We start from the raw sequence: 16,731 nt of genomic DNA, 5'->3' as shown, positions 1-16,731 counted from the left end.
GTGAAATTTTATAGCGCGCTGTCGAGCACCATCATGAGCGTGAAGCCCACGGCAAAAAGGATGGTGCCGGCATCAAAATGCTCTCCTTCGCTGACTTCGGGGAGCATTTCTTCGATTACGACATAAATCATGGCGCCTGCCGCAAGCGAGAGCAGGTAGGGCATGAACGGTGAGAGAGCCTCGGCGGCAAGCAGCGTGATTAAGGCCCCTACGGGTTCTACGGCTCCGGAAAGTGCGCCCAGGGCAAAAGCCTTCTTGCGGGAAGCCCCTTCGGCTCGGAGCGGGAGCGAAACCACCGCCCCTTCAGGGAAATTTTGGATGGCGATGCCTATGGCAAGCGCAAACGCCCCCGAAAGCGTGATGGCCACATTCCCCGAAAGCCAGCCCGCAAAAACGATACCGACAGCCATGCCCTCGGGCAAGTTGTGCAATGTTACCGCCAGCGTGAGCATGGTCGTACGCTTGAGTTTAGCCTTGGGGCCTTCGGGCGTGGCGCTACCCAAATGCAAGTGCGGTGTTATTTTGTCTAAAATGTACAGGAACAGGATGCCTGCCCAGAATCCGACCGTCGCCGGAATAAAAGCCAACTTTCCCATCGATTCGCTTGCACTAATCGCAGGCAAAAGCAGGCTCCATACAGAAGCTGCCACCATGACTCCCGCCGCAAAAGAGAGAAGACCCCGCTTGAGATTTTGGCTCATCTGTTTGCGCATAAAGAACACGCATGCGGCCCCCAAGACGGTCCCTAAAAACGGGATGGCAAGACCATGGGCAATTTGTAAAACAGGCTCGTTCATGTTCCAATTATAGTATTAAAATGTGGAGAAATCTACTCCTTTCGGTTGCAGGCCTAAAAAAGAATTGGCGATTTTGTAGATTGAAAACCGCAATTTTTACTAAAAATGCTGATTTGAATCTGCAAAATTTGAAAAATTTGTTGATTTTATTCTGCAAATTGTCGTTATGGGGATTAGTTATATATATTATCCATAACGTCTTTGTGGGCTTGATTTTGAGCGTATAATATGTTGCAGTTGATATTAGGCTTTTTCGTAATACTTATAATAATAGCAGCAGTGCGCTTTCTCGATACTGCCATATCAAAGAATATTCCTAGGCAGTCTCGCTTTGAAGATGACGAAGAAGACGAGATCTTTGCAGATATACCGGACAAGACTAAAAATAATCAAAAATTTTATAAATCTCTAGCTCGCTCCAATAGATTCATTTTAAATGACTTATTCAATATTCATCCAGGAAATTCGAAGTTGGGTGAATATGGAGAATTCCTCACATTTAAAGAGATTGTCAATTTGAGTCAAGGGCTTGACTTCTACTATAAAATTCTTGGCAATATATACATCGGGGTGAAAACGGAAATTGATATGGTTTGGATTCACGAAACTGGAATCTATGTGTTTGAAAGCAAAAATTATTCTGGATGGATTTTTGGTAATTTGAATTCCAAAAACTGGTGCAAAACAATGCCAAGGAAAAAGGAGTTCTTTTATAATCCGGTTAAGCAAAATGAAGGTCATATCAAAGCAATTCAACGTATACTTGGTAATAACTATCCCTATTACTCGATTATTGTATTCAGTGAAAGATGTGAGTTGAAGGATGTCCCTGAGAATTCTTCTGATAGAATTATTTTAAAGCGAAATAGTTTATCTACTGTAATAAGACGAAAAATCAACTCATCTCAAAGAGTACTTTCTCCGGAGCAAATAGATGCACTATATAATAGGTTGAGTTCTTTTAACAATAACTCTGTGTATATTCAACAAAAACACAATGACTATGTTAAAATGAGACAGGAACAAGGTTGGAAACCAACTCTCGTTGATGATGACGACTTGCCTTTTTAAAAAAGGCTTTTTAGAGTATTATGGTGATTTGTTAATTCCATTTTTTTGCGTTAGGGATAGTCACCCGTAAGGGCCGAGACTACAGGCTCGGTGAGCAAAGCGAGTATAGCCCGACCCGGCCCACCCTTCGGCAGGCTCTGGGAACTTGGGCCGGGAAACGCCCTAGATCCTTCGACTATGAACCTTACGGTTCTCCGCTCAGGATGACTCACGACTGTATGGCTTGCACAGGTAAACAAGTGCCGTGGTGAGCGTGTAGTCGGCAAGGAGTGCGGCGCCGAGGCCCACGATGGAGAGCAGGCCCACGTTGTGGAGCGCGCCCATGGGGCTGAAGATGAACACGAAGAACATCGCGCAAAGGATGAAGGTTGTCATGCCCATGGTCTTTCCGATTTCGCGGTAAGAGAGTAGTAGCGCGTGCTTGTAGCTGCCCGTTCGCTCGAATCCGTATTTGATGTGGTTGTTCATGTGGATGGTGTCATCGACGGCGATGCCCAAAATCATTGGCATCACGATCATCGTGATCATGTCGAGCGGCATGCCCGAATAGCCCATGATGCCGCCGATCAGGAGTACCGGCGCGATGTTTGGAATCATCCCGATAAGGCCCGCCTTGATGCTCCCGAATGCGAGAATCATCATGATGGCGATAATCACGAACGACCCGCCGAACGAGCGCAAAAGCCCGCCGACCAGTTTGCCGTTCATTTCGGCGTAGTTCACGACTTCGCCCACGACAGAAACTTTTGCGTCGGGGAAAATCTGTGCGCCGTAGCTTTTGGCCGAATCCAGGTCCTCGACGATTTTGTTGGCGTCGTAGCCCGAAAGTTCTATATGGATGAACGAGGTCTTGTAATCTTCGTCCATATATTCGAAAAGCGCTTCTGGGTCTGAAATCTCATACAGGAAAAGCAATTGCGTGAGCATGTCCTGTGCGTCGGGAATCTTGTAATACTCGATACTGTCGGCGTTCAGCGTGCGGTTCATCTCTTTTACGAGACGCGTCATCGATTGTACGCGCGGCTTGTCGCCCGAAATTTTCGTGAGCTGGAGCGTTCCGAGTTTCTGTTCAAGTTGCTCGATGCGTTTCATGTTGGCGGGGTCCTTGAGCGCGTCCGCGTCATCGAATTCCACCATCACGTTAAAGTCGTAAAGGCTTCCGAGCTTTCCGCTGAGCATGTCCTTGAGCCGCACCACGAAGGGAATCTTTTCACCCATGGTTTCGGTGTAGTCCATGTTCACGTCGATGCGCATCATGCCTGGAACTTGCAACAGCATAATTGCAGCCGAAATCACTGCGACAATAACGCTGTGCCTGCACACCTTGCGCCCGAAGAATTCAAAGAGAATGTCCGCCTTGGTGGCCCCTGCGGACTTTACCTGCGTCGGGTCGGGTTCTGCGTTCTTGCCGAAGCTCATGAGAATCGGAATCAAGATGATGACATACAGATAAACCATCGTGACGATGCCCGCTGAAATCCCGCCAATCCAGCGGATAGGGCGAATGCCTGCGAACAGGAACGAAATCAGCGATGCGACCGTGGTAATGACGGTAAAGAGGATGGGCCAGCCCGTCTCTTCGACGGCGTAAATCACGGATTCGCGGCGGTTGCCCGTGCGCCTAAAGTGCATGCGGAATGAATTGATGTAGTGAATGGAATAGCCCACCGAAAGTGCCATGCCTAAAAGCACCGGGAGTGCGACCATGCTCTCGTCGCCGACAACGCCGAGCCACGCATTAATGCCGAGTACCGAAGCGATGCCCCCCGCGGTAGCGATTGCGGGCACCACCACGCCGCGCAGCGAACGCACGAACAGGATAAGGCACAAAAGCATTACGGCAAAACCGATTCCAATGCGCATTGCGCACTCTCTCGAAACCACCTCGTCTTCTTCCATTTCGGTGTAGCTCATGCCCGTGGGCATCAAGGTGTATCTGTCGCTCTTGAATTCGTCGGAATAGATGACTTCGCGGGCAAATGGCGCAATGCTGTCCTTGCCGAATTCGATGCCGCCCTCGTAAGTTTTGAGCGAAAGAATCACCCAGGTCTCCTTCGCGTCATCGGAGACGATATTGTTCACCAGCGATTCGCGAGTCGTAATCAGTTTGCGTTTTTCGGCCAGCTCCTGCGGGTTATCGGGAATGCCGCCCTCGAACGGATCAATGACCTCGAAGCCTTCGTCGTTTGCGACCGGAATCGACAAATTGCGCGTAAGCGAAACCACGCGGTCGGCGTAGGGCACCTCGCTTTCGAGCCTGCGCGAAAGCCTGTCAATTGCCAGCAACACCTCCGGCGCAAAAACGTCGTCGGCGCGCACCATCACCATGTAGGTATCCTCGCTCCCGAAAATGTCGTTGAAATGCGCCTGGTCGATTTTTACCTGGTCCCAGTCATCGAACCATTCTTCTTCGCTGCTGCTCATCTGCAGTTGCGGGAGCCCGAGGCACGCCAAAACTGTCACGACCAGCGTTATTAGCAGAATTAACCAGCGAAACTTGACCTGAAAACACCCCAATCGGGCAAAAACCTTGTTGACACGAGAAACTTGCATAAAACCCTCAATTTTTGAGGGAAAAATAGAGCCATAGCGCCGTTTTTTCTACTCCAAACGGACGGGCTCAAAAAATACGGCTCGTTTACCCTTTCTGCGGTAAGCGTTCCTCGTAATCGTCCAGGAACGAATGCAGTTCGCCGCCGGCCTTGTAGCCGGGGAATGTCTCGATGCAGACGGAGTGCAGACTGTTGAAGATGCTCTTTTCGATGTTCGGGTTTTCGCGCTTGAGGCGCTTGATGAGCGCTTTGATTTCTTGACGCTTGCTACCGCCACCGCCGTTGTCACAGACGGTGCAACTTTCGGTAAAGCGGCAGGCGCACTGGATAAACTGCAGCCCGTTGTAATTTTTCCAGTTGATAATGTCTTGCTCGTTGATGCAATACATAGGGCGGATGAGTTCCATGCCGCCGAAATTCAGGCTGTGGAGTTTGGGCATCATGCCCTGCAGTTGCGAGCCGTAGAACATCGCCATGACGGTGGTCTCGATGACGTCGGAGAGGTGGTGACCCAGCGCAATCTTGTTGCAGCCTAGGTCTTTTGCCTTGTGGTAGAGGTGGCCGCGGCGCATCTTGGCGCAAACGTAGCAGGGGGAACGTTCGGTGTTGTTTGCCACGTCGAAAATGTTCGTCTCGAAAACGGTGATGGGTATTTCCAGGAGCTTCGCGTTGCTTTCGATTTTCTGGCGGTTTATTTCGTTGTACCCGGGGTCCATCACCAGGTATTCCACGTCGAATTTCACGTCGCTGTGGCGGTGAAGCATCTGGATGAGCTTCGCCATGAGCATGGAATCCTTGCCGCCGGAAATGCAGACGGCGATTTTGTCGCCTTCTTCGATGAGCTTGTAGTTCTTGATGGCGGTAATGAACGGCGTCCAGAGCCTTTCGCGGTAAGTTTTCGAAATGCTCCGTTCTACGCTTTGGACAAATGAAAGTTCTCTTGCCATTTTCATTACCTTTTTTGCGTTTATTTGCAAAGTTCCTTGTAGCAGCTGTCGAATGCGGCCATGAATTCGTCGATTTCTTTTTCGGTGGTGAGGTGCGAAAGGCTTATGCGCCAGGAGTTCAAGGCGTTTTTGCGGTCGCGGCTGACGGCAAAAACGGCGCGGGAGGGGAGCGCATCTACGCTGCAGGCGGACTTGACCGACACGTAAATTCCTTTGTCCGAAAGAGCTTTCTGGAAAATGTTCCCGCGGACTCCCGCGACACTCAGGTTCAAAATGTGCGGAACAGCGTCTGCGGGGGAATTGATGCGGACTTTCGGATAGCCGCAGAGTTTTTCTTGCAAAATCTTTCGCAGCTCCTTGACGCGGGCAAATCGTTCTTCGAAATGCTCCACGGCAAGTGACAGTGCCGTTTCGAGGGATGCGTCCAACGCGAGTGTCGGGGTGCCGCTGCGGTAAATGGTGGTGCTTGCTCCGCCGTAAATGAGCGGTTCCATGGCGATTCCGCTTTTCTTGTACAAAAGCCCGCTGCCCGAAAGCCCGTAGAACTTGTGCGCGCCGATGCTTGCCGTGTCTGCCAAATTCAGGTTTATAGGCGTTTTGCCGATGGCCTGCGTTGCATCCACGTGAAGGCTGCAGCTCGGTAACTCGCGGACAATATTACTGATGGCTTCCAGCGGTTGTACCGTCCCGAGTTCGCTATCGACCGCGTTTACCGTCACAAGCACCGTATCTTTGCGGAGCAGGCTCTTCAAGTCTTCCAGGTCGATTTTTCCATCGGTGCCGATTTTTGCCATCTCGATTTCGTAGCCCGCTTCTTGCAGGGCCGTGAGCGTTGCGCTTACCGAAGAATGTTCCAGCGGGTTCGTGACGATGTGCTTGCCCACATGGCGCTTGGCCTGGACGATGCCGCGGATGGCGGTATTGTTGCTTTCGCTGGCGCCCGAGGTGTAAATGATTTCGTCGGGGTTTACGCCCAAAAGTTTCGCGATGGAATCGGTCACCTGGGCGAGAAATGCTTTTGCTGCATGCCCTGCTTCGTGATTCGAATTGGCGTTGCCGATAAACCTGCGTTCAACTTCGCAGAATCGTTGCAAAGCTTCTTCGCATGCCGGGGTATTTGCCGTGTAGTCGAAGTAGGACATAACTACCAAAAAGATAGAAAAATGGGGAACGGCAAAGCCCCAACGGAATGTTGTTCCGTCGGGGCTGAAGCTAACCAAAACACTATAAAAAAGAAAATGTCATTTTAGGCGGTGGCGAGAGTCTTGCCGAGTTCCTGGCAAGCGGTCTTGCCGGCGTCATCGGGGGCGTTCTCGATGGCGAGCGGATCTGCCACAAGCACGAGCCCAGCGGCTTCGGCGTCAGCCTTCCACGGATTCATCCATTCGCCGCCACCCCAGCCGTAAGAGCCGAACAGGGCGACTTTCTTGCCGTTAAGGGCGGGCTTGACAGCTTCGTAGAAGGGCTGGAATTCGGAATCTTCGAGTTCCTCGGCGCCCATGGCGGGGCAACCCAAAGCATAGCGGGCATATTCAGCCAGCTGATTCTGAGAAAAATCCGAAACGCTGAACACGTCGGCTTCGGCACCTGCTGCTTTGGCACCTTCGGCAACGTATTTTGCCATCATTTCGGTGTTTCCTGTTCCGCTCCAGTAGATTACTGCAATTTTTTCCATTGTGATTCTCCTAGGTGATTTAAAGAGGTTAAGATTATGGGCTACGCTGCGTTTCGGACGGTCAGCATCGGCAGCGAGTAGCCTTTTTCAAATAGTTTGTTGAAGACATCGAAGCATTTGCGAAAGCAGGTGAATCGTTTTTCGCATTCGGTTACATCGCCGTAAACTTTCCAGTAGCCCGTATATTTGCTATTCCTGCCGCCGTTGATAATGAACCCTTTCACGTCTTCTAGGGGGTAGCCCAAGAAAAGTCCGACTTCGTGCGGAAAACAGTGGCATTTGCGGATGCGCGCCGTCATGTATGCGAGTGCACAGTCGGTGCTAAAGTCTGTGTAGCCGTAGGCGGCGAGAAAATGGCGGATTTCCGGCTCGGCAATAAGCTTTTTCAGGGCGTCTTCGCGATAGACGTAGATAAAACTGCGACCGCAGCGTTCTGCGATAACGCGCACGCACACGCCGCGAGGGTTGAGTTCCTTGTTCCAGTGGGCGAGTTGTTTACACAGCGTTTCGCTGGATGAAGATTCAAGGCAGAATAAACTTCCGACCTTGAGTCCGGCGAGTGTTGGCGCGCATTGGCGAACGAGACGGTGGTCTAAAAGGCGATTCATTTTTATTGCAAACTACAAATAAATTGTAAAGTTAGATTTCTCTAACAAATATATAAAAAAAGCCTTGATGTTTGTCAAGGCTAATTTTGTATTAATTTTTGTTCATTTGCAATTCGAGCATCTTGCTGAATAGGCCGCCTTTCGCCTTGAGCTCGGCAGGGGTGCCCGTTTCGGCGATGTGACCGTCTTGCAGCACCACGACCTTGTCGGCGTTTGCGATGGTACGCATGCGGTGCGCGATGATGATGACAGTCTTGCCCTTTACCAGCTGCGAAATGCCGCGCTGGATCTTGGATTCGTTTTCTACGTCGAGGCTTGCGGTCGCCTCGTCGAGCAAGATGATGGGCGCATCTTTCAACAGGGCGCGTGCAATCGAGATGCGCTGGCGTTCACCGCCCGAGAGCGTTTCGCCGTTTTCACCGATGACAGTGTCATAGCCTTGCGGCATCTTCTGTACGAATTCGTCGCATCCCGCGAGTTTTGCGACCTTCAAGATTTCTTCGTCGCTGGCATCGCGCTTGCCGATGCGGATATTGTCCTTGATGCTTGTGTTGAACAGCACCACGTCTTGGAAGACGATGGAGAAATTCTTGAGGAGCGTTTCAGGGTCAATCTTGCTGATGTCCTGCCCGCCGAGGGTCACCTTGCCACCTTGAATGTCCCAGAATCGTGCGGCAATTTTGGCGGCGGTTGTCTTTCCGCTGCCGCTCGGGCCCACAAGTGCGGTGATTTCGCCCTGTTTTGCCGTGAATGAAACCTTTTTCAGAACTTGCTTGTTCTCGTTGTAATTAAAGTCAACATCCTTGAATTCGATGTCGTAATTCTGGGGAACGAATGCCGTTACGCCTTCCTGAGGTTTCATCTGGTTCATTTCGCGGAAACGGCGCAGGCGCACGTTCACGAAGAACAGTTCGGCGAGGTTATTGAATACGAGGAAAACTGGGTTGTAGACAGTCGCCGCGCATACGATGAACACCAGGTAGGTAAACACATCGATTTCGCCCTTGGTCCAAAGCCTTGCGCCTGTAATCAGCACCGTGGCAAGACCCATCTTGAGAATGCCCTGCGCCGAATTCAGGAACATGCCAACCTTGATATCGGAATCCATCTGCGTTTTTTCGTATTTGATGCAGTCCTTGTCGAAATGGTCGAGGTAGGCGGCTTCGCCCGAGTAGGAACGGATTTCCTGCACATTTTCGAGGCCTTCCTGGATGTCTTCCATGATTTCACGACGCGCATTGTAAGAACTCTGGAACCAGCGATCCTGAATTTTCTTGGATAGCGCAATGATCAATGCCGCTGCGGGCACCACCCAGAAAAGTGCGATGGACATTTTCCAGTTGTAGCAGAACAGCATGATGCCAATTATGGTAACGCTTCCGATGGCGGCGAAAAGTTCCGGTACCGCATGCGAGAAAATCATTTCGAGAGCATTGCAGTCGTCCATGATGGTCGATGTCAAATCCGAAAGGTTCTTCTTGCCAAAAAACGAGAGCGGCAGTTTGCGAAGCTTTTCGGCAATCGAGACGCGGCGACGCATGCTTTCGTCATACACGCTACTGTAAGTCGCGCTGTACGAGAACCTGTAAATGACAAGCATCACCACAAACAGAATTACCGCAATGCCCACATAGAACAAGGTTCCGTGCGGAGTTTTGCCTGCAAATTCACCGACGCCCATCTGCTCCATCAAAAAATAAAAGAGCATCATCATCGGGAACATGAGCGAAACAAAGTGCAGGAATGTCCAGACGACGCCACGGACAAACGTGCGCGAGCCTTCTTCCGAAAGAGCAAAAGTATTCTGAACCCACTTATACATTTTCGCCTCCTTCATTATCCTTGGAATTGTCGAGGGTCCATGTGACAGACTGCTGGTATTCGGCCCACATCTTGGCATAAATGCCGTTCTTTTCAAGCAATTCGCTGTGCGTTCCGCGTTCAGCGATTTCGCCTTCTTCAACAACGATGATCTGGTCGGCGTTCACCACGCTTGTAAGCTTGTGGGCAATCATCAGAACGGTCTTGCCTGCGGCCAGTTTGTGCAAAGCTTCTTGAATCAGGCGTTCGTTTTCGGGGTCTGCAAAGGCGGTTGCCTCGTCGAGCACCACGATGGGGGCGTTCTTCAAGATGGCGCGTGCAAGCACCACTCGCTGCTGCTCGCCGCCCGAAAGGTATGTTCCCTTGCTTCCGATAACGGTATTGATGCCAGCGGGCAACTTGTCAATGATTTCGCGGCACTGCGCAAGGTCAAGCGCCTTGTTTACCTGCTCAAGAGTCGCGTCGGGCATGCCGTAACGAACGTTGTCCAGAATGCTCATCTTGAAAAGGCGGGTGTTCTGGAACACGAACGAAACGTTCTTCATCAGTTCCTTCGGGTCAATTTGCTTTACAGAAACACCGCCAATAGTAATCTCGCCGCTATCGACATCGAAGAATCGCGGCAGAAGTTTTGCAATCGTACTCTTGCCACTGCCCGAAGGCCCGACAAGTGCGACTGTGTGACCCGCCGGCACCGAGAACGAAATGTCGCTCAATACCTGTTTGTCTGTATCGGGATAGGTGAAGTTTACATTCCAGAATTCAACATTGAAATGCTCCATAGGGACGGGGTTTTCGCATACTTCCAAATCTTTGGTGCGGGCGATATCGTTGATGCGGTCAATGGCAATGCCCGCCTGGTTCGTGGCATTGCTCAGGTACATGCTGCGCATCACGCACTGCGAGAACAGCGGAGTCACCAGCACGTAAATCATCATGTTTACGATGGTGAGTTTTACATCGCCGTTGTTACCGATGATGAGCGCTGCTGTCGGCACCAGGAACAACACGAATCCGTTCACGAGAATCGTGTAGATGCAGTAAGGGACTTTCCAGTTGTTGGAATAGGCTGTGACCATCTTGTGGTAAGTCACGATGCTGTTGTAGAAACTCTTGAACGAAAAAATCGTCTGCTGGAAAACCTTGACTACAGGAATTCCGCGCACGTATTCCACCGCTTCGGAGTTCATCTCTTCAAGTGCCTGCATGTAGCGTTCCATGAACTTGGTTCCCCTGCGGCCAATGGTGCCCAAAATGAACAAGGCGTAGGCGATAGGCACCAAAGAGGCAAGGCCGAGTCGCCAATCGAAAACGAACATCATCACAAGCGCCACGATGGGAATCAGGATGGTGCCCGAAATATCGGGCATTTCGTGCGCGACGAAGGTGTGCGTAATCGCGGCGTTGTCGTCAATAATCTTGCGGAGTTTGCCGGTCGGATTCTTGTCGAAGAATCCGAGAGGCGCACTCATCAGTTTTTTCATGGCGAATCGACGCAGGTCTCCTTCGAGCCTGAATGCGACCAAGTGCGAGCAGGCGAGGGCCGCAAAGTAGAGCAGAACGCTTGCGACCGAGGCGAGAACCGCTCCGATGGAGTAGTCAAAAATCTTGATGTTCGTCATGTCACCGCCAGAGATAACCTCGCGGACAATCAGCCACATCAGTAAAAACGGCACGAGCCCTGCGATGGCGCTCAATGCCGAGAGAATCAATGCTAGCGGGAACAGCGGTTTTCGCGAACCCATGTAAGCGTAGAGTTTTTTGAAAGTGTTTTTCATGGTTTAATTGAAAATGTTGAATGTGAAATGTGAAATTAGAATGGGCTGTCATTACACATTCCTCATTACACATTGCACATTGTTATCATGCTACATTCGTGAGTCTGTATTTTTTCCTGTATTCCTTGGGGGTCATGCCCATCACATCCTGGAAGGCGTGGGCGAACTTGCTCCCGTTATTGTAGCCGACTTCGCCTGCGATCTCGAGAATCCCGCGGTCGCACTCGCGAAGTTGCTTGGCTGCCAGTTTCATGCGCTCGCGGCGAGCGTAAGTGAATACCGGCAAACCGAACACGTTCTTGAAGCAGAGTTTCATTGCGGTAGGCGGCATGTCAAATTTGTCGGAAAGTTCCTCGATGGTGAAATGACTGTCCATGTTTTCGCAGATAAACGAACGGATGCAGTAGATTTTTTCAATCTGCATCGAAGATAAATTGCATTCGCGACAAATGGATTCTCGTTGCGTGTCTAGGTTTTTCAGGGTGAGCAAAAGCTCCAAAATGGCGAGCCTGCCATATTCCGCCTGCAAGTTCTTAGACTTGTTGTCGACTTTTTCGAAAGCGCTAGCGACTTCTTCCTTGGTGTGGACGATAAACGGTCGGCCCGGTCGGCACATTTTCTGTGCGAGCATCTTGATGTCAATCAGAAAACCAGCAAAATGTTCGCGGATGTACCTTATCGATTCTTCAAAGAACAAAATGCGGTCGCCGCAGTAATCGGCGGAACGCGTTAGCGCTCCCGAAGTCCACGCGTCGTAAACCAGCATTTCTCCTGCCTTCAGCTGATTGCAGGGGAGTGCTCCGCCGGCCCAGCTGATTTGCCCCTTTCGGCAAAATTCAAGAACCAGGAGCGGATCCCTTTCAAGCGTTGTATGGTAGCACCCGACTTTGTGCAACCATTCAATTCCGTTAATATTCAACATATTTCCCTCAAAAATCTCTTTAAACCGGCTTTGTTAGTCTAGTCTTAAAAAGTAAGCCAAATCTAATTAGTAAACAAAACTTTGTCAAGGCTAATTTTGTGACGGCGATAGAAAAATTTTATTGCAAGAATGTCTGAATGGAGTGAAAAATGACTAAATGGAATTAAATGGTGGCCTAACATTGATAAAATGAAGTTTTTGACTTTACAATCCAATTGGATTTTTTCTTTCCTTTTTGGAGTAGAACGTCCCTCAAATCATTTCTAAAATGCTCCGCAAAATTAACAAACGCGGTTTTTCCCGCATCAATTTCAAGGAGTATTTATGAAAAAAAGATTCTTAGCGGCGCTCATTGTGTCGCTTGGTATGCTGGTTGCTTGCGACGATTCTTCTTCGGCAAGCTCTGAAAACGACAAGGAACTTTCCAGTTCTTCGTCCGAAAAGTCTGGTGACAGCGAAAACAAATCTAGCAGCAGCAATGCCAAGTCTAGCGATAGCAAGGATAATTCCAGCAGTTCCAAGAAGGAAGAAAAAGGCGAATACAAACGCGAATTTGCAATTGCGATTGCCTCGGGCGAAACGATGTTCATTGGCACGATGTCGCTGGACCATACAGATGATATCGGCTCCGACTATATCGAAGTCGGAACCCGCGCAGGCGTTGTCTATTACGACAATTCCCTGTTCATTGCCGACCTTGATGTGGGAACCATTGCACGCTACAGTCTCGATGCAAACAACAAGATTGGTAGCAAGACGGCTGAACTTTCGCTTGCTGGCGCATGGGCAAACCACATTTACTTCGTGAATGAAGAAAAAGCCTACTTGGGCGGCATGCTTGACTCGCTGCTCATCATCAACCCGAAGACCATGAAGCGCACGGGCGCGATTGACCTGTCCAAATACAAGAACAAGGACGCTCTCGTGGTGAGCCCGGGTACAGGCGTAATCGTGGACGGTCGGCTCTATGTTGGCCTGTTGCAGAACGTGAGCGACTATGCTACCGGCAATACGGCTCAGGTCGCTATCATTGATATCAAGAAAGACGAGGTTATTGCTGTGGCCGAAGATGACCGCGTCGCGGCTGTGGGCTCCCTGGATGATTCCCAAAACCAGTCGTTCATCGTTGCTGACGGTTACATTTACTGCTACAGCAATGCCTCCTGGGGCTATGCTCCCGGCCAGATTGACGGTTTCCTCCGCATCAAGGTAGGTGAAACCAAGTTCGACAAGGATTATCAGTGGCTCGTAACCAAGGACGTCGCTATCGATGATGTTACCAAGAAAGGTAACTTCAAGTACCTGAGCCCCACTACCTACGCGAATGGAACTAAGGTTTATGCATTCTTGAACGTGATGGTGGACCTGCAGCAGGTTTGGACTGATATGGATAGCTACCACAATAACACTTGCAAGCCGGTGGAAATCGATCTTGCCAAGAAGACCATGAAGGCTCTCCCGATTGGTTACTCTTCTAGCTGGGCTAGCTATGGTAAGTACATTGATGAAGACGGTACCGTGATTTTTGCTGTGTCTACCGAAGAAGACGGCAACGCCTACTTCCGTTATGACCCGAAGACCGGAAAGGCTAAAAAGATTGCTACAGTGGAACCGATTCCGATGTGGATTGTGCCGCTCAAGTAAAATTTCTCCATAAACCCCTAATATCCTCATAAACACAAACTTCCGTTCTTGCTCAAGCAAGGGCGGATTTTTTTTGATTCGCAAAATCAAAATTCAAAAAGCTATTTGGATTTTCTTCAAACCGTTTGGAGTAGATTTTTGACCTAAAAATTGCTCAATTGCGCTGCGATGAAAAAGATGTTTATTTACAAGGCGGCAACGCTTGCCCTTATATTTGCAACGGTTGGTGCGGTTTCGGTCCGTGCCCAAGATGATGAAATTACCTCGATAGACGATTTTCTTGAAGAATCTGCTCCAGAAAACAATGCGACAACTGATAACGCAAATGATATGGCGCGGTCAGAGGCATCTGCTGCAAATGCATCAAGTGTCACGCAGCTGGACGAGCTCTCGGTGGAATCTGAAATAGAAGCGGAACAGGCGAAGCAAGCCAAAAAGGCGGAATCGGTTGCGACGATTGACGCAGCCGAGATGCAGAATACGAGTAAGACCGTTTCGAAGGCGGTCAATTCAGCCTCGGGCGTTAAGGTGCGCAAGTCCGGTGGCATGGGCAGCGAAGGCAAAATCAACATTCGCGGCATGGAAGGCAAGAACATCAAGGTGCTGGTAAATGGCGTCCCCGTAGAGACGCAAGGCAACTTGGGTCTTGACGATATCCCTATTGACCAGATTGCAGACATTGAAGTCTACAAGGGCTATGTTCCGGCACGTTTTGCTACGGACGGTGCGGGCGGTGCCATCAATATCATTACCAAGAAGCGTCCCGCCAATTCGGTGGATGCGTCCTACAGCCTTTCAAGTTTCAATACGCACAAGGCGTCGGTAAGTGCGAGCCATTTAATCGATAGCATTGCGGGTGGTGTTGGCCTAGAAGTGGGTGTTTCGGGCTACTTTAATCATTCCGATAATGATTACAAGTTTACTTCGCCTTACATGAAAAGTTCAACTGGTAAAGATACGACTGTCGTTCGCGATCATGACCGTTACACCTCTTACAATGTGCAGGCTTTCGCAAACCTAATGAACACTTGGTTTGACCAGATTTCGCTGGGTGCCAGCTACGGTGCGTTCGATAAGGAAATTCAGGGCGAAGCGAACCGCATTGTTGAAGCGACTGCCGAAGGGTATAATTTAGGAGCGACTTTCGGATTAGATAAGAAAAATTTGTTTGTAATAGACTTGAATTTCGGTGACCATTTTTCGTTTGGTTACAATGAAAATAAAATTATTGACACGAGTCGTGTCCATTGCCGCAACTGGTATAGTTGCGATACCGCCAAAAAGAATGTGGGCGAAATTTCTTCGATGGGACTTCCGAAATTCCGTACTGTGCAGGCGTACGATTTCAATAATTTACTGAATCTGGATTATCAGTTCTTTAAGAATCAATTTATTTACTGGAATACGCTTTTCCGGTATCACAAGGAAGATCCTGAAGATGACTTGGGTTCCGAAATGGTCGGATTCAATACAGCGGGGTATCCGGGAAAGACGATTTCGGTGACGACGGGGCTTTCGCTTGAAGATAATTTCTTTGATTCGAGACTCCAGAACCTGTTGGGTTTCAAGTTCCATTACATGAAGGCTGAAATTTCCAACACTTCAACAAGTTTGTTGCAACAGGCTTCTGTAGAATCGAATGATTACAATGATTTTAGCTATGATGAAAGCTTGATGTTCCGGATTGTAAAACCGCTTGCGGTCAAGGGCTCTTACCAGCATGCAGTGCGCCTGCCCACGCCTGATGAACTCTTTGGCGATGGAATCCGCGTGAGTGCTGCGACAAACCTCAAGCCCGAAGAAGCGGACAATTTTAACGTAGGTCTCTCCTTGGATTTGCAAGAAATTCCGCTGTTTGCGCGGTTCCGATTTGATGGCGACGTTTTCTATTCCTATTACAAGAACCGCATTCACTATATGAGTGCTTCTCAGATGTCGGTGCCGTATTTTAATATGAATCCGATTCGCGGCTGGGGCTACGAGGGCGATGTGAAACTGGATGTGAATGAATGGGTGTTGCTTGGGACGAACTGGACTTTCCAGGATTTGCGCAATATAGATTACAATGCGAAGCAGGGTATTCTTGAGGATGCGATTATCCCGAATATTCCGCGATTCTTCATGAACTACCTCGCTGAATTCCACATGGGCGATATATTCAATAAGAACGATTTTGTCAAGTTCTGGTGGGCCGCAAACTATACCGATGAATATTACTATGGCTGGAAAATCAGTTCTCGTCAGAGCCGGAAAATAGACGCTTCGTTCACGCAGGATTTGGGTATTGAATATTCCGTGTGGGAAAACAAACTCGCTTGGAGCTTTGAAGTCGATAACTTTATGGACGAAACCGTTTACGACAAGTATGGAGAATCTAAACTGGGACGCACTTTCGCTACAAAGATTCGTTACAGTTTCAGGTAGATATATCTAACTTCGGATAGTTTACGCTAACTAAGTTATTTATATGGAAACTAAGTTGTGTAACGTGAACTAATTTGCAAATTTGCAACAATGTTAGTCACACGGAAGCCATACAGGACTTGGGCTTGAAGTCTGTTTGTTAGTTTGTATGTAGTTTGCGTTTTAAGTGAATTTTAGGTAGATTATTATGCAAAGAACAACAAAGCTTTAATGAAGATCCCCGACCAAGTCGGGGATGACATTAGGGCGGAACAAAAGGAGTAAGCTATGCCCGTATGGAAAAATGAAAAGTTCTGGTGCGTGGTGGCCGGTGTCGTTGGCCCGACTATCATCAAGAAGATTCTCAAGGCTCCCAAAACTCGCGAATATGCCGTCAAGGGACTTGCCGAAGGCATGAAGATTACTGCCGACGCCAAGGCAACCTTCCAAGATATGAAGGACCAGGCTGCAGACATCTGCAACGACGCGAAGAAAGAAGCAGAAGCGAAGTAA

Annotated in this window: 13 protein-coding genes; 4 read left to right on the top strand and 9 right to left on the bottom strand. The window is 49.3% G+C overall.

Features of this window, described 5'->3' with window-relative positions; all coding sequences use genetic code 11:
• Nucleotides 1–8 precede the first annotated feature (8 nt).
• Nucleotides 9–797, bottom strand: coding sequence for a ZIP family metal transporter (locus BUC02_RS01120; RefSeq protein ID WP_073317501.1), 789 nt, complete (start codon nucleotides 795–797; stop codon nucleotides 9–11).
• A gap of 228 nt (nucleotides 798–1,025) precedes the next feature.
• Between BUC02_RS01120 and BUC02_RS01110 the strand changes: the two genes are divergently transcribed.
• Complete coding sequence (locus BUC02_RS01110) at nucleotides 1,026–1,868, top strand: nuclease-related domain-containing protein (protein ID WP_073317494.1); 843 nt, start codon at nucleotides 1,026–1,028, stop codon at nucleotides 1,866–1,868.
• A gap of 198 nt (nucleotides 1,869–2,066) precedes the next feature.
• Here the strand turns inward: BUC02_RS01110 and BUC02_RS01105 are convergent, their stop codons facing one another.
• The 8 genes from BUC02_RS01105 to BUC02_RS01070 all read right to left on the bottom strand — a co-directional run bounded on the left by BUC02_RS01105 (nucleotide 2,067) and on the right by BUC02_RS01070 (nucleotide 12,171).
• Nucleotides 2,067–4,421 (bottom strand): efflux RND transporter permease subunit, encoded by a 2,355-nt coding sequence (locus BUC02_RS01105; protein WP_073317491.1) that lies wholly within the window; start codon nucleotides 4,419–4,421, stop codon nucleotides 2,067–2,069.
• 85 nt (nucleotides 4,422–4,506) lie between these two features.
• Nucleotides 4,507–5,367 (bottom strand): tRNA 2-thiocytidine biosynthesis TtcA family protein, encoded by an 861-nt coding sequence (locus BUC02_RS01100; protein ID WP_073318846.1) that lies wholly within the window; start codon nucleotides 5,365–5,367, stop codon nucleotides 4,507–4,509.
• 20 nt (nucleotides 5,368–5,387) lie between these two features.
• Nucleotides 5,388–6,509, bottom strand: coding sequence for a cysteine desulfurase family protein (locus BUC02_RS01095; protein ID WP_073318843.1), 1,122 nt, complete (start codon nucleotides 6,507–6,509; stop codon nucleotides 5,388–5,390).
• Between the two features lie 104 nt (nucleotides 6,510–6,613).
• Nucleotides 6,614–7,042, bottom strand: a complete 429-nt coding sequence (locus BUC02_RS01090; RefSeq protein ID WP_073317487.1) for a flavodoxin — start codon at nucleotides 7,040–7,042, stop codon at nucleotides 6,614–6,616.
• Nucleotides 7,043–7,083: 41 nt separating this feature from the next.
• A complete protein-coding gene (locus BUC02_RS01085; protein WP_073317484.1) occupies nucleotides 7,084–7,650 on the bottom strand; it encodes a DUF3793 family protein in 567 nt (188 codons plus the stop codon).
• Nucleotides 7,651–7,741: 91 nt separating this feature from the next.
• Nucleotides 7,742–9,472, bottom strand: coding sequence for an ABC transporter ATP-binding protein (locus tag BUC02_RS01080; RefSeq protein WP_073317481.1), 1,731 nt, complete (start codon nucleotides 9,470–9,472; stop codon nucleotides 7,742–7,744).
• On the bottom strand, nucleotides 9,465–11,249 hold the full coding sequence (locus BUC02_RS01075) for an ABC transporter ATP-binding protein (RefSeq protein ID WP_073317478.1): 1,785 nt from the start codon (nucleotides 11,247–11,249) through the stop codon (nucleotides 9,465–9,467). The genes BUC02_RS01080 and BUC02_RS01075 overlap by 8 nt, the downstream gene beginning before the upstream one ends.
• An 85-nt stretch (nucleotides 11,250–11,334) precedes the next feature.
• On the bottom strand, nucleotides 11,335–12,171 hold the full coding sequence (locus tag BUC02_RS01070; RefSeq protein WP_073317476.1) for a helix-turn-helix domain-containing protein: 837 nt from the start codon (nucleotides 12,169–12,171) through the stop codon (nucleotides 11,335–11,337).
• Between the two features lie 324 nt (nucleotides 12,172–12,495).
• On the opposite strand from BUC02_RS01070, the gene BUC02_RS01065 reads away from it, so the two are divergent.
• The 3 genes from BUC02_RS01065 (at nucleotide 12,496) to BUC02_RS01055 (ending at nucleotide 16,731) form a co-directional block, all read left to right on the top strand.
• On the top strand, nucleotides 12,496–13,815 hold the full coding sequence (locus BUC02_RS01065) for a hypothetical protein (protein WP_139260949.1): 1,320 nt from the start codon (nucleotides 12,496–12,498) through the stop codon (nucleotides 13,813–13,815).
• Between the two features lie 168 nt (nucleotides 13,816–13,983).
• Nucleotides 13,984–16,239, top strand: coding sequence for a TonB-dependent receptor (locus BUC02_RS01060; protein ID WP_254794038.1), 2,256 nt, complete (start codon nucleotides 13,984–13,986; stop codon nucleotides 16,237–16,239).
• Between the two features lie 267 nt (nucleotides 16,240–16,506).
• Entirely contained in the window at nucleotides 16,507–16,731 is a 225-nt protein-coding gene (locus tag BUC02_RS01055; RefSeq protein ID WP_073317470.1) for a DUF1490 domain-containing protein, read from the top strand.

This window comes from Fibrobacter sp. UWOV1 (assembly GCF_900142495.1).
In the GTDB taxonomy this organism is placed as follows: Bacteria; Fibrobacterota; Fibrobacteria; order Fibrobacterales; family Fibrobacteraceae; genus Fibrobacter.
Note: the sequence above shows the minus strand (reverse complement) of the source record. Positions and strands in the feature narration are given on the sequence as shown.

Coding starts and splice junctions, on each gene's coding strand:
- BUC02_RS01120 (WP_073317501.1), bottom strand. CDS start 797: ATGAACGAGCCTGTTTTACAAATTGCCCATGGTCTTGCCATCCCGTTT.
- BUC02_RS01110 (WP_073317494.1), top strand. CDS start 1,026: ATGTTGCAGTTGATATTAGGCTTTTTCGTAATACTTATAATAATAGCA.
- BUC02_RS01105 (WP_073317491.1), bottom strand. CDS start 4,421: ATGCAAGTTTCTCGTGTCAACAAGGTTTTTGCCCGATTGGGGTGTTTT.
- BUC02_RS01100 (WP_073318846.1), bottom strand. CDS start 5,367: ATGGCAAGAGAACTTTCATTTGTCCAAAGCGTAGAACGGAGCATTTCG.
- BUC02_RS01095 (WP_073318843.1), bottom strand. CDS start 6,509: ATGTCCTACTTCGACTACACGGCAAATACCCCGGCATGCGAAGAAGCT.
- BUC02_RS01090 (WP_073317487.1), bottom strand. CDS start 7,042: ATGGAAAAAATTGCAGTAATCTACTGGAGCGGAACAGGAAACACCGAA.
- BUC02_RS01085 (WP_073317484.1), bottom strand. CDS start 7,650: ATGAATCGCCTTTTAGACCACCGTCTCGTTCGCCAATGCGCGCCAACA.
- BUC02_RS01080 (WP_073317481.1), bottom strand. CDS start 9,472: ATGTATAAGTGGGTTCAGAATACTTTTGCTCTTTCGGAAGAAGGCTCG.
- BUC02_RS01075 (WP_073317478.1), bottom strand. CDS start 11,249: ATGAAAAACACTTTCAAAAAACTCTACGCTTACATGGGTTCGCGAAAA.
- BUC02_RS01070 (WP_073317476.1), bottom strand. CDS start 12,171: ATGTTGAATATTAACGGAATTGAATGGTTGCACAAAGTCGGGTGCTAC.
- BUC02_RS01065 (WP_139260949.1), top strand. CDS start 12,496: ATGAAAAAAAGATTCTTAGCGGCGCTCATTGTGTCGCTTGGTATGCTG.
- BUC02_RS01060 (WP_254794038.1), top strand. CDS start 13,984: ATGAAAAAGATGTTTATTTACAAGGCGGCAACGCTTGCCCTTATATTT.
- BUC02_RS01055 (WP_073317470.1), top strand. CDS start 16,507: ATGCCCGTATGGAAAAATGAAAAGTTCTGGTGCGTGGTGGCCGGTGTC.